This is a genomic window from Castellaniella sp. (assembly GCF_041675725.1).
Taxonomy (GTDB): domain Bacteria; phylum Pseudomonadota; class Gammaproteobacteria; order Burkholderiales; family Burkholderiaceae_B; genus Castellaniella.
Genome location: NZ_JBAYTI010000069.1, coordinates 1 through 12,885 on the forward strand (window position 1 = coordinate 1; position 12,885 = coordinate 12,885).

Sequence of the window (12,885 nt, forward strand, 5' to 3'; positions counted from 1 at the left end):
ATTCTGCAGCAGGCCCTCGAAGAGCGGGTCCGGTGCGAAACCGCCGTACAGCGTGCCAGGCAGGTGCTCGAGCAGGCGGCGCAGGATCTGCGCAAGGCGGATGAGGCCCGCCTGACGCTCGAGCGAAGCCTGGAGCCCCTGCGCAGCCGGATCACGGCCCTGCAGCTGGATGAACAGGCCGCCCGTCTGGCTGCGGAACAGCACGCGGCCCAGCTTGCCGCCGCGCGGGCGGATCCGAAGTCCCTGCGGCAAGCCCTGGCAGATCACGCGGCCGAGCCGTGTTGGCAGGATCCTGACTGGCTGCAGGCCGAGGTCGGGCGCCTCTCCAATCTGATCGAATCCCTGGGGGCGGTCAATCTGGCGGCACTCGAAGAACTGGCTGCGTTGCAGGAGCGCAAGGGCTTTCTGGAAGTCCAGCACCACGATGTACTGGCGGCCATCGAGACGCTGGAAAACGCGATTCGCAAGATCGACCAGGAAACCCGGGTACAGCTGGCCGACACGTTCGAGCAGGTGAACGGCCACTTCGGCCGCCTGTTTCCGCAGTTGTTTGGTGGGGGGCAGGCGCATCTCATCATGACCGGAGACGAAATCCTGGATTCGGGCGTGCAAGTCATGGCCCAGCCGCCCGGGAAGCGCAACACCAGCATTCATCTATTGTCGGGCGGGGAAAAGGCGCTGACGGCCATTGCCCTGGTGTTCGCGCTGTTCAAACTGAATCCGGCGCCGTTCTGCCTGCTCGACGAGGTCGATGCGCCGCTGGACGATGCCAATACACAGCGCTATACGGAGCTGGTGCGCAGCATGAGCACGCAGACGCAGTTCCTTTTTATCTCGCATAATAAAATTGCCATGCAAATGGCGCGCCAGCTGATCGGTGTGACCATGCAGGAGCAAGGGGTGTCACGGATCGTGGCGGTGGACATGGAAGCGGCGTTGCAATGGGCCACGCCGCTGGCCTGAAGCAAAAGGGGTTTTTATGACAGACTTGCAGATTTTGCTGATCACGATCGGGGTGGTGTTGATCGTTATTGTTGTGCTGTACAACGGTTGGCAAGATTGGCGGGCCCGGCGCAGCATGCGCCAATCCCTGCCCGAGACGGATCACGATGTGCTCATGCAGCCCGCGGCAGAGCGGCGCGAGCCGGTGCTTGGGCCGTCGCCGGCCGATGGGTCGGCCGGTGGCGCCGCCGGGTCGCCGCCCAGCCCGGCATCGCTCGCGGCGCAGCCGGTGGCGTCGGCGGCCAGCCCGGTACCGGCACAGCCTACGGCGCTCGATGAGGCGCCCGATGTGGATGCCACCTCCGAGGCCGTCATCGATATCGCCTTTGCCCATCCAGTGTCGGGCGAATACCTTGGTGCGGCGTTGGCGAAAGGCACCCGCATGTGCAAGAAGCCCGTGCGCTATTTCGCCGGTCGCGCGCAGGGGGGGCACGCCCAGGGCGTGCGGGCCGATGAGCAGTACAGCTCCGTGCACCTGGCCGTGGTGCTGGCCAATCGCAGCGGCCCCCTGACGGACATCGACTGGTCCCATGTGTGGGCTCTGGCGCAGACCTTGGCCGAACAGTTCGACGGTATGATCGAAGGGCCCGAGCAAAGCCAGGTGCTGCAACAGGCGGCTGCGCTCGATGCCCGGTGTGCGGCGCTGGATGCGCAGGTTGGCCTGATCCTGCAATTGCCCCGGCCACAGCCGGCCCGGCAGATCCGGCAGGTGGCGGCCGAGGCCGGGTTCGAGGCACGGCAGGGGGGGCTGACCTGGCTCTCGGAGACTGGCCAGCCGTATTTCACGCTGCAGATCGATGGGCCGGACGATCAACCGCTCGATCGGGTGGATTTGCTGCTCGACGTACCCAACAGCCTGCCTGATGACCAGGCCTTCAGCCGCATGTTGTCGGTGGGGCGGGATCTGGCCGCGCGTCTGGATGCCGAGGTGCTGGATGACCAGGGCCGCACGTTCCACGACAGCTCGGCGGCGACGATCGACCAGCAGATCAACGCGCTCTACCATCGTCTGGATGAGGCCGGCTTCCTGGCCGGATCGGAGCGGGCGGCCCGGGTATTCTCATGAGCGATGCCCCAGCGGATCGGCAGGAACTCGATGCCTTGCGCCTCGAGATCGAGCGTCACAATCGACACTATTACGTTGATGATGCGCCAGTCGTTTCGGATGCCCAGTACGACGCGCTGATGCAGCGTCTGCGTGAGCTGGAGGCGGCGCATCCCGACTGGATCTCGCCCGATTCGCCGACTCAGCGGGTGGGCGCGGTCCCTGCGCGCCATTTTGCGCCGGTTGAGCATGCGGTGCGCATGCTGTCCCTGGGCAACGCATTCGATGACGACGAAATCCGGGCCTTTGATGAACGGGTTTCGGGCACGCTGGGTCCAGCCGGACTTCTGGCCGGTGCGCCGGTCGTGTACATGGCTGAATACAAGTTCGATGGCCTGGCGGTGAGCCTGCGCTACGAACACGGGCTGCTCGTGCAGGCGGCCACGCGCGGTGACGGCCTGCAGGGCGAAGACATCACGGCCAACATGCGTACGGTGCGTTCCGTGCCGTTGCGTCTCGGTGGGCCGCCCGCACCGGCCGTACTCGAGGTGCGTGGCGAGGTCCTGATGACCCGGGCCGATTTTCTTGCGCTCAACGAAGCGCAAGTGGCGCGGGGCGACCGGCCGTTCGTCAATCCGCGCAATGCGGCCGCAGGCAGCCTGCGCCAGCTCGATGCCCGGGTCACGGCCCAGCGTCCCTTGCGCTTTTATGCCTATGGCTGGGGCCAGGTGCAGGCGCCGGCCGGGCACGACTGGCAGCCCCACGACAGCCATGCGGCCATGCTCGACTGGCTGGCGGGGTTTGGCTTGGCCACCAGTCCTGGGCGCAGGCTGTGCCGGGGCGTGCAGGCCCTGCTGGATTTCCATGTGCAGGCAGCGCAGGCGCGCGATCAGCTGCCCTTTGAAATCGATGGCGTGGTCTACAAGGTCGATTCACTGCCTGCCCAGGCGGTACTGGGGTTCGTCGCGCGGGCGCCACGTTTTGCCATCGCCCACAAATTTCCGGCACAAGAAGAAACGACGCTGCTCGAGGGTATCGAGATCCAGGTGGGGCGTACCGGCGCCCTGACACCCGTGGCCCGCCTGCAGCCCGTGTTCGTGGGCGGGGTGACGGTCACCAGTGCTTCTTTGCACAACGAAGATGAGATCCGTCGCAAGGACATCCGCGTGGGTGATACAGTGGTCGTGCGCCGGGCGGGCGACGTCATCCCCGAGGTCGTGGCCCCGGTGCAGTCACTACGGCCGCCTGGCACGGCGCCGTTCGACTTGCTCGCAGCGTGCCCGGTGTGCCCCGTCTGTGGCTCGGCCATCGAGCGGCCCGAGGGCGAGGTCATCCATCGCTGCACGGGTGGTCTGTTCTGCCCGGCGCAGCGCAAACAGACGCTTTGGCATGCAGCCAGCCGCAAGGCTCTGGACATCGACGGCCTGGGCGACAAGCTGATCGATCAGCTCGTGGACAGCGGTCGTGTGCGCACCCTGGCAGACGTGTTCAGCCTGACTGCCCTGGAACTGGCCGCCTACCCGCGCATGGGGGCGAAGTCGGCGGCCAACCTGGTGGCTGCCATCGACCGCAGTCGGCGGCCCCTGCTTTCGCGCCTGCTGTATGCGCTGGGCATACGGCACGTGGGCGAGACCACGGCATTGGATCTGGCGCGCCATTACGGCTCTCTGCAGGCCATCATGGCGGCGTCGGCCGACGACCTGCAACAGGTGCCGGAGGTCGGCCCCGTCGTGGCGGCGTCCATCCGGCGCTTTTTCGACGAGGCCCATAACCGCGATGTGATCGAGGCGCTCTATGCGGCTGGCGTGCAGCCACAAGCCGATGCGCCACCCGAGCGGGTAGCCAGCCTGAGCGGCAAGACCCTGGTCCTGACCGGCACGCTGCCCACCCTGACGCGCGACCAGGCGACGCAGCGCATCCTGGCGGCGGGCGGCAAGGTCAGTGGTTCGGTGTCGCGCAAGACGGCCTGGGTGGTGGCCGGCGAAGACGCCGGCAGCAAGCTGGCGAAGGCCCGCGAGCTGGGCGTGCAGGTTCTGGACGAACCGGGCCTGCTGGCCCTGCTGGGCGGCTGATCGCCGCCGGGCCGGGGCGTCAGTTCGCCGGGGTTTCGACGATCTTGGCCGATTCCATCAGGCTTTTCTGATATTCGGCCAGCGCAGACTGGCGCATCATTTCTTCCAGCTGGGGCTTGGCTTCGTCAAAGGACGGAAAGGCCACCGGGCGGGTGTCCTCGACTTCGATCACATGCCAGCCGAACTGCGTCTGCACGGGCGCGTTGGTGAGGTCCCCCTTGTTCATCGACTCGACCGCCGCGGCGAATTCGGGCACGTAGTTGCTGCTGGGCCCCCAGCCCAGCTCGCCGCCGTTCTGGCCGCTGCCCGGATCGATGGAATCTTTCTTTGCGGCGTCCTCGAAGGTGGTTTTCTTGTCTTTGATGGCCTGGATCAGCGCCTTGGCATCATCTTCGGCCTTGACCAGGATATGGCGCAGCTTGTATTCCTTGCGATCGCCTTGTTCGGCCTTGATGGTGTCGTATTCTTTTTGCAGGTCCGCCTCGGTGATGGGGTGGTCCTTCAGGTAGCGGCTCATGAGGGCGCGCACCAGGATGCCTTGCGTGGCCAGCTCGGTTTCCATGCGGATGGCCGGCTCTTTTTGCAGGCCTGCCTTTTCGGCCGCCTGGACGGCGACCAGCCGGCTGATCATTTCCTGCTTGACCTGGTCGCGCAGCTGCGGGGTGTCCTGCGCCCCCTGCTCGATGAGCAGACTGACGAACTGGTCGAGATTCTCTTGTGAGATCCCCTGGCCGTTGACGGTGGCGATGTCCTTGGCAAGGACCGGAAAGGCCAGGGTACAGGCGAGGGCAGCGACAACAATGCGTTTCATGTGTTTCCTTCAGTAGGTGTGAGGGCCTGGATGGCCAGGGCATGGACAGGATGGGGCATCAGGCTCTGGACGCAGCCGAGAACCTTGCGATGGCGCGCGAGCGCACTCATCCCTTCGAACTGCTTGGACACGATGCGGACGTGAAAGTGCCGTGCGCCGCCGCGAGCGCCCGGGTGGCCGCGGTGGCGGTGTGATTCGTCGGTCAGGGTGCATTCGGTCGGGTCGAGCGCCTGGAAGCGCTGCAGCAGCTCGGCATGCAGGTCTTCGGGCGCCAGGCGGGTGGACGCAGTCATGAGGGGTTTCCTGGTTGATCCTCATTGGCGGGCAGGTCCGCGGTCTCGGTCTGCAGATGCCTGCCCAGCCACAGGGATTGCAGAACGACGAAAATCAGCAAGAGGATCAGCAGGCCGAACACCTTGAAATTGACCCACTGCGACTCGGTGAACCGGCCTGAAAAGGCCACGTACAGATTGAGTGCGCCCGAGCCTGTGAAGAACAGGACCCAGCTGTCGTTGAGCCGGTTCCAGAGGTGTTCCGGGAGATCGATTTTTTCGCCCATCAGCTTGCGCATGAGGTTGCGGCCCGTGAACAGCCGGGCGCCGGCCAAGATGGCGGCAAACAGCCAGTACAGCACGGTGGGCTTCCATTTGATGAAGGTGTCGTCGTGCAGTAACAGGGTCGCGCCGCCGAACACGACGATCACGGTCAGGTTGATCCAGTGGGTGGCTTCAATGGCCCGGTGCGTCAGGCGCAGCCAGGCGATCTGCAGGATCGCCGCGGCCATGGCCACCCCCGTGGCCACGTAGATGTCCGCGACGCGGAAGGCGACGAAGAACAGGATCAGGGGGAACAGGTCGAAGAGCAGTTTTTTCATTCGGCCGGGACGAATTTGAGTGAAACGGAGTTGATGCAGTAGCGCAGGCCAGTGGGCGGCGGGCCATCTGGGAACACGTGCCCCAGGTGCGCATCGCAGCGGGCACAGAGGATTTCGGTGCGCACCATGCCATGGCTGGTGTCGCGTTCTTCGCGGACCCGATCGGGCGCCAGGGGCTCGAAGTAGCTGGGCCAGCCACACCCCGCATCGAACTTGCTGCTCGAGGCGAACAGTGGGGTGCCGCAACATACGCAGACATAGGTGCCGGCCGCGGTAGTGGCCAGGTAACGGCCGGAAAAGGGGCGCTCGGTATGCTTGAGCCGTGTCACCGCGAATTCTTCGGCGGAAAGACGTGCCTTCCAGTGGGCGTCGTCGTGCAGGCTTGATTTCACGAAAACCCGTCCTGTATGCAGTTGGAACCTTTCATTCTAAACGACTTCGTTCGTGCGGGCTTGGGCGGCCGTGCTTTGTTGCCTGGCGTTCGATAATGAAGCAAATTGTGGCTGACTGCGATAAGATGACGCCCGACCCTGCGATCATGGTCAGTCGCTTGCCGAATGATCACTTCGGGGCCTTGGCGGATCATCAGAAACTCTGGAGACACACATGACTTTCACGCGTTTTTTTCGAATGAGCCTGGGGGCCGCAGCCTTATTGGCAGCCCTGCCGTTGGCGGTATCAGCACAAATCAAGGTGGGGGTGACGGTTTCGGCAACGGGGCCTGCCGCCTCATTGGGTATCCCCGAGCGCGACACGATCAACCTGCTGCCCACCGAGATCGGCGGCCAGAGCGTACAGTACATCGTACTGGATGACGCCACCGACACCACCCAGGCGGTCAAGAACATCCGCAAGCTCACCGCCGAAGATCAGGTGGATGTGGTGCTGGGCACCTCGGTGATGCCCGGTTCGCTGGCCATGTCCGACGTGGCGGCCGAAACCGGCACGCCCATGATCAGCGTGGCTGCGGGCACCAAGCTCGTGCAGCCTGTCGACGGGCCGCGCAAGTGGGTGTTCAAGACCACTCAGAACGATGTCCTGATGGCCAACGTTCTGGCGGATGCGATGGTCAAGCAGGGTGTCAAGACGCTGGGCTTCATCGGCTTCAGCGATGCCTATGGCGACGGCTGGGCGCAGGAAATGAAAGCCGCCGCCGATGCCAAGGGCATCGAGTTCGTTGCCGAAGAACGCTTTGCGCGCCCGGACACCAGCGTGACCGGCCAGATCCTGAAACTGCTCTCCAAACAGCCCGATGGCATCCTGATCGCCGCTTCGGGTACGCCGGTGGCGCTGCCGCAGCGCGAGCTGGTCGAGCGCGGCTACAAGGGCCAGATCTACCAGACCCACGGTGCCGCCAACAACGACGTGCTGCGGGTGTGTGGCAAGGCGTGTGACGGCATGATCCTGCCCGCCGGCCCACTGTTGGTGGCGGCGCAATTGCCCGACGACAACCCGGTCAAGGCCAGTGCGCTCAAGTACACGAAGGCCTATGAAGACGTGCACGGCGCAGGCACCATCAACACGTTTGGCGGGCACATGTGGGATGCCGGCCAGCTGATCATCGATGCGATCCCGCGTGCACTGGAAACGGGCGCCAAGCCCGGCACGCCCGAGTTCCGTGCGGCGCTGCGCGATTCGCTGGAGCAGGTCAAAGAGCTGCCGGCTTCGCAGGGCGTGTTCAACATGAGCGAAACCGAGCACGCCGGCATGGATGAACGGGGCCGGGTGCTGGTGCAGGTGGTCGACGGCAAGTGGACGTACATGCCAGGCTTCTGATGCACAGGCTGGTTCGTCCTGATCCCGCTGCCCCAGGGGCGCCATGGATCTGACCATTGCGTTGATCCTCCTGCAGGATGGCATCATGAATGGTGCCATCTATGCCTTGCTGGGCCTGGCGCTGGTGCTGGTGTTCCTGGTCACGCGGGTGATTTTCATCCCGCAGGGCGAGTTCGTCACGTACGGCGCCCTGTCGCTGGCCTTTCTGGCCAACGGCAAGGTGCCCGGCACGGCCTGGCTGCTGGTCCTGATGGGGGTCCTGGTATGCGTGGTCGAGGCCGGCAGCTGCTGGCGGGCCCGCCGGTTCAGGGGGTACGCGCGCACGCTGGGCTGGGCGCTCGTTCTGCCGCTGGTGCTGCTGGCTCTCGCGCCCTGGGCAGCCGGGCCGGATGTTCCCCTGTTCCTACGGGTATTGTTTTCCCTGGCTCTGGTCGTGCCCATGGGGCCCATGATCTACCGGCTCGTCTATCAGCCGGTAGAGCAGGCCAGCGTGCTGGTCCTGCTGATCATTTCGGTCGCCGTGCATTTTGCCATGACAGGGCTGGGGCTGGTGTTCTTTGGCGCCGAGGGCTGGCGTACGCCGCCGCTGGTCGAGGGCTCGGTGCAGATGGGGCCGGTCGCCTGGTCGGGCCAGACCTTCGCCGTGCTGGCCACGTGCATCGTGCTGATCGGCGGCCTGTGGCTGTTCTTCAGCCGCACCCTGTACGGCAGCGCATTGCGGGCGACGGCCGTAAACCGGCGGGGCGCGCGCCTGGTGGGCATCAGCACCCGCATGGCGGGCAGCCTGACGTTCACCCTGGCGGCCGCCATCGGTGCCCTCTCGGGCATGCTGATCGCAGCCATCACCACCATTTACTACGATACGGGCTTCCTGATCGGCCTGAAGGGCTTTGTCGCGGCGATCTTCGGCGGCCTCGTCAGCTATCCCATTACAGCGGCGGGTGCCTTGTTCGTCGGCGTTCTCGAGGCTTTTGCCTCATTTTGGGCCAGCCCCTTCAAAGAGGCCATCGTCTTTACGCTGATCATTCCCGTACTGCTGTGGCGCTCGTTCGGCAGCGTCCATCTGGACGAAGAGGACTGAGCCGATGCGCGTCCGCCCCCTGCTGATCATCGTGCTGGTTCTGCTGGCTGCCTTGCCCTGGCTGGTGCCGGCCTTCTGGATCACGCAGATGAACTATATCGGCCTCTACAGCCTGGTCGTGCTGGGCCTGGTATTGCTGACCGGCATCGGGGGCCTGACGTCGTTCGGGCAGTCGGCCTTCGTGGGCCTGGGGGCCTACACGACGGCCTGGCTGACCACGGCGGGCGGGATGTCGCCCTGGCTCGGGTTGGTGGCGGCGCTGACGCTGACCTTTCTGGTCGCCTATGGGCTGGGCGCCATCACCCTCAGGTTGTCGGGGCACTACCTGCCCCTGTGCACGCTCGCCTGGTGCCTGGCTTTGTATTACGTCTACGGCAACCTCGATTTCCTGGGGCGCTACGACGGCATTTCCGGGATCCCGCCGCTCAGTGTGGGCGGATGGTCTCTGGGCAGCACCGACGCCATGTACGGCTTGATCTGGGTATTGTTGCTGCTGTCGATGTGGGCGACGCACAACTTGCTCGATTCGCGTCCCGGGCGTGCGATCCGCGCCTTGCGCAGCGGGACCATGGCCGAGTCCTTCGGGGTCAGCCTGGCGCACTGCAAGATCGTCATTTTCGTCTACGCCGCACTGCTGGGCGGCCTGTCGGGTTGGTTGTATGCGCATATGCAACGGGCGATCAGTCCCAGCCCTTTCGGCCTGAGCTACGGCATCGAATACCTCTTCATGGCGGTGGTCGGGGGTTCGGGCAGCGTCTGGGGCGCCGTGGTGGGGGCGGCCGTGATCCTGATCGTAAAGGATCAGCTGCAGGATCTGATGCCCAGCCTGGTGGGTTCAGGAATGAACGTCGAACTGCTGGCCTTCGGGGTGCTGATGATCCTGGTCCTGCAGTTTGCCCGCGATGGGATATGGCCGCTTCTGGCCCGGCTGGGGCGCGCCGGGGAAGGGCTGGATCCGGTTCGCCTGGCGATGCTGCGCGCGCCGGCGGCCGATCTGCCCAGTCGCGCCCGGCCGCAGGCGGGCGAGCCTGTGCTCGAAGTCGATCAGGTGCGCAAGGAATTCGGCGGCCTGGTGGCGGTCAACGACATCAGCTTCACCTTGCGGGCGGGTGAAATCATGGGGTTGATCGGTCCCAATGGCGCCGGCAAGAGCACGACCTTCGATTTGATCAGCGGGGTCCAGGCGCTGACGGCCGGGGCCGTGCATTTCATGGGGCAGCGCATCGACGGCCTGGGTGCGCGCCGGATTGCGGGCCTGGGCCTGACGCGCAGCTTTCAGCACGTGCAGCTGATGCCCGACATGAGCGTGCTCGAGAACGTCGCGCTGGGTGCGCATCTGCGGTGCAACGCCGGGGCCTGGGCAGCTGCCTTGCGCCTCGATCGCGCCCAAGAGGCCTCCATGCTGCGCGAGGCGGCTCGTCAGCTCAAGCGCGTGGGGCTGGACGACGTCATGGACCGGCCTGCCGGCAGCTTGCCGCTGGGGCGTCAGCGCATCGTCGAGATCGCGCGGGCCCTGTGCAGCGACCCTATTTTGCTGCTGCTGGATGAACCCGCCGCCGGCCTGCGCTACCAGGAAAAGCAGGCACTGGCCGAAGTCCTCGATCAGCTGCGTCAGGAAGGCATGAGCCTGCTGCTGGTCGAGCATGACATGGATTTCGTCATGGGGCTCACCGATCATCTCCTGGTCATGGATTTCGGCACTCGCCTGGCTGAAGGCCCGCCCGCCCGGATACAGTCGGATCCGGCCGTTCTGGAAGCCTATCTGGGGGGGCTGGATGATACCTGGGGGGGGCCCGGTGAAGCCCCCAAGGAGCCCGTGTGAGCACGCCGTCCATCTCTGGCCAGCCGGTTGGCGGCCCTCCAGCGGCCGCCCCCGGGCCGGCCGATCCGCAGCCCGTGCTGTCGGTGCGCGGGCTGTCGGCGCATTATGGCAAAGTCGCGGCACTGGATCCCGTCGATCTTACCGTGGGCAGGGGCCAGATCGTGACGGTCATCGGCGCCAACGGGGCGGGCAAGTCCACGTTGCTGGGCGCCATCATGGGGGCGTTGCCCAAGCGGGGGCACAGCAGCGGCGAGATCTTTTTCAATGGCGAGGCCGTCCAGGGGCGCGACATCGAAGACCGCGTGGCGCTGGGCATGTCGCTGGTGCCCGAGCGGCGCGAACTTTTCGCCAGCATGACCGTGCGTGAAAATCTGCTGTTGGGCGGCTTTCGCCTGTACCGTGCCGGGGTGGCCGACTGGCGTGCCACCCTGGACGAAGTCTATGCCTTGTTTCCACGGCTGCGTGAACGGGCGACCCAGGCGGCGGGCACGCTGTCGGGCGGAGAACGCCAGATGCTGGCGGTTGGCCGGGCCCTCATGGCACGTCCAGCCCTGCTCATGCTCGACGAACCCAGTCTGGGGCTGGCGCCGCGGGTGGTGCGCGAGATTTTCCAGACCATCGCCCGGCTGCGCAGCACCGGCGTATCCATTCTGCTGGTCGAGCAAAATGCGCGTGCCGCTTTGCACGTGGCCGATCATGGCTACGTGCTGGAAACAGGTGCGGTCGTCCTGGAAGGGCCAGCCGCCATGCTGGCCGATCATCCCCGGGTGGTGGAAAGCTATCTGGGCCTGGCCGGCAGGGGCGTGCAGGCCGATCCGTCGCCTTGATGGCGGTGCTTTTCAGGGCCGTATTTTTCAGGCGGACCGATCCTTCAGGGCATTCTTGACATCCATGTAATCACGGGATTAGTCTTGTTACAAGTGTTCCGCGTGGCTGCCCTGGCCACTGTTTCGTGGTGCTCGTTTTGCGCGGGATGTCGGTTTTTTTGACCCCCAAGCAATATTTGAACGGAGACGAACCATGAAGAAGCTCTTGATGACCCTGGCATTGGCCGCAGCCTTTCCTGTGGTGGTTCAGGCGGCGGACGACCCGCTGCGCATCGGTGTGCTCAACGACCAGTCGGGCCTGTATTCCGACTTTGGCGGGATCACGTCGGTGACGGCGGCACAGATGGCCGTGGATGACTTCGGCGGCGAAGTCCTGGGCCGCAAAATCGAGGTGCTGTCGGCCGATCACCAGAACAAGACCGATGTCGCCACGTCGACCGCGCGCAAGTGGTTCGACCTGGATCACGTCGAGATGGTGGCCGACCTGACGAACTCGGCCGTGGCGCTGGCCGTGCAGGGTCTGGCGGCTGAAAAAGGCAAGATCACCATTGCCTCGGGGCCTTTTTCTGCGGCCCTGACCGGCAAGGCCTGTACCCCGACGGGTTTCCACTGGGCTTTCGACACCTATGCGTCTGCCGTGGGCACGGCCACAGGCCTGGTACAAGAGGGCGAAAAGACGTGGTTCATCTTGGCGGCCGATTACGCCTATGGCAAGCAGCTGGCGGCCGACTTGACCCATATCGTGGAGAGAAATGGCGGTGAAGTGGTGGGCGATGTCTACCACCCCGTCGCAGCCCCCGACTTTGCGTCGTTCCTGTTGCAGGCCCAGTCTTCCCATGCCCAGGCGGTCGCCTTGGCCAATGCGGGGGCCGATACCATCAACAGCATCAAGCAGGCTGCCGAGTTCGGCATTACCCAAGGCGGGCAGAAGCTGGTGGCCCTGGGCATCGTCATCAGCGACGTGCATGCCCTGGGGCTGGACAAGGCCCAGGGCCTGGTGGCGACCACGCCATTCTACTGGGATCGCAACGATGCCAGCCGCGAGTTCTCCAAGCGCTTCGAGCAGAAGACGGGCCGCATGCCCGGCATGGTGCAGGCAGCCGTGTACTCATCCACCCTGCATTACCTGAAGGCCGTGAAGGCGGCCGGCACGGCCGACAGCAAGGTCGTTGCCCAGAAGATGCGTGAGCTTCCAGTCCATGATTTCTTCGCCCAAGATGGCGTGGTTCGGCCCGATGGCTGGATGGCCCACGAAATGTTCCTTATCCAGGTGAAATCGCCCGAGGAATCCAAGGGGCCATGGGATTACTACAAGATCCTGCGCACCTTGCCGGCCAGCCTGGTGTCGGTGCCGGCATCCGAGAGCGAATGCCCGCTGATGAAGCCGTAGGCGACCCGTACCCGGCCCTGCTGGGGCCGGGCCGGGTTCATGGCTGGCCGGCGGCCGCCTGTCCCCCCGCGGCGCGGCGCTGGCGCCAGTGCAGCCACTCGCCGACGATGCCGCGGCGAAACGCCATGACGCAAAGGATGAAGATGACGCCGATGACCATGGTGACGGACTCGCCGAGCACGCGG

Annotated in this window: 11 protein-coding genes and 1 pseudogene; 8 read left to right on the forward strand and 4 right to left on the reverse strand. The window is 65.1% G+C overall.

Going from position 1 to position 12,885, the window contains the following annotated elements:
• The 3 genes and pseudogenes from WCZ84_RS11900 to ligA form a co-directional block, all read left to right on the forward strand.
• Positions 1-963: pseudogene (locus tag WCZ84_RS11900) on the forward strand (chromosome segregation protein SMC); the annotation flags it as partial.
• 16 nt (positions 964-979) lie between these two features.
• Positions 980-2,068: a cell division protein ZipA C-terminal FtsZ-binding domain-containing protein gene (locus tag WCZ84_RS11905; protein WP_372686497.1), complete on the forward strand. Its 1,089-nt coding sequence runs from the start codon at positions 980-982 to the stop codon at positions 2,066-2,068.
• The gene (gene ligA, locus WCZ84_RS11910; protein WP_372686498.1) at positions 2,065-4,119 is read left to right on the forward strand and encodes an NAD-dependent DNA ligase LigA; all 2,055 of its coding nucleotides are present in this window, start codon (positions 2,065-2,067) and stop codon (positions 4,117-4,119) included. Before WCZ84_RS11905 ends, ligA begins: the two co-directional genes overlap by 4 nt.
• A 19-nt stretch (positions 4,120-4,138) precedes the next feature.
• Here the strand turns inward: ligA and WCZ84_RS11915 are convergent, their stop codons facing one another.
• From WCZ84_RS11915 to msrB, 4 genes are read right to left on the reverse strand one after another with little or no spacing between them, the layout of a single operon-like run.
• Positions 4,139-4,930, reverse strand: a complete 792-nt coding sequence (locus WCZ84_RS11915; protein WP_372686499.1) for a peptidylprolyl isomerase — start codon at positions 4,928-4,930, stop codon at positions 4,139-4,141.
• A complete protein-coding gene (locus WCZ84_RS11920) occupies positions 4,927-5,223 on the reverse strand; it encodes a BolA family protein (protein ID WP_372686500.1) in 297 nt (98 codons plus the stop codon). The genes WCZ84_RS11915 and WCZ84_RS11920 overlap by 4 nt, the downstream gene beginning before the upstream one ends.
• Positions 5,220-5,804, reverse strand: a complete 585-nt coding sequence (locus tag WCZ84_RS11925; RefSeq protein WP_372686501.1) for a septation protein A — start codon at positions 5,802-5,804, stop codon at positions 5,220-5,222. The genes WCZ84_RS11920 and WCZ84_RS11925 overlap by 4 nt, the downstream gene beginning before the upstream one ends.
• Entirely contained in the window at positions 5,801-6,196 is a 396-nt protein-coding gene (gene msrB / locus WCZ84_RS11930) for a peptide-methionine (R)-S-oxide reductase MsrB (RefSeq protein ID WP_372686502.1), read from the reverse strand. The genes WCZ84_RS11925 and msrB overlap by 4 nt, the downstream gene beginning before the upstream one ends.
• 214 nt (positions 6,197-6,410) lie before the next feature.
• Between msrB and WCZ84_RS11935 the strand changes: the two genes are divergently transcribed.
• The 5 genes from WCZ84_RS11935 (at position 6,411) to WCZ84_RS11955 (ending at position 12,700) form a co-directional block, all read left to right on the forward strand.
• On the forward strand, positions 6,411-7,580 hold the full coding sequence (locus tag WCZ84_RS11935) for an ABC transporter substrate-binding protein (RefSeq protein WP_372686503.1): 1,170 nt from the start codon (positions 6,411-6,413) through the stop codon (positions 7,578-7,580).
• A 43-nt stretch (positions 7,581-7,623) separates the two neighbouring features.
• Complete coding sequence (locus WCZ84_RS11940; protein WP_372686504.1) at positions 7,624-8,661, forward strand: branched-chain amino acid ABC transporter permease; 1,038 nt, start codon at positions 7,624-7,626, stop codon at positions 8,659-8,661.
• A 4-nt stretch (positions 8,662-8,665) separates the two neighbouring features.
• Positions 8,666-10,483 carry an ATP-binding cassette domain-containing protein gene (locus WCZ84_RS11945; protein ID WP_372686505.1) on the forward strand — a complete coding sequence of 606 codons (1,818 nt, stop codon included), beginning with the start codon at positions 8,666-8,668 and terminating at the stop codon, positions 10,481-10,483.
• A gap of 11 nt (positions 10,484-10,494) precedes the next feature.
• Positions 10,495-11,310: an ABC transporter ATP-binding protein gene (locus tag WCZ84_RS11950; RefSeq protein WP_372686507.1), complete on the forward strand. Its 816-nt coding sequence runs from the start codon at positions 10,495-10,497 to the stop codon at positions 11,308-11,310.
• Between the two features lie 193 nt (positions 11,311-11,503).
• Positions 11,504-12,700 (forward strand): ABC transporter substrate-binding protein, encoded by a 1,197-nt coding sequence (locus WCZ84_RS11955; RefSeq protein WP_372686506.1) that lies wholly within the window; start codon positions 11,504-11,506, stop codon positions 12,698-12,700.
• The last annotated feature ends 185 nt before the right edge of the window (positions 12,701-12,885 follow it).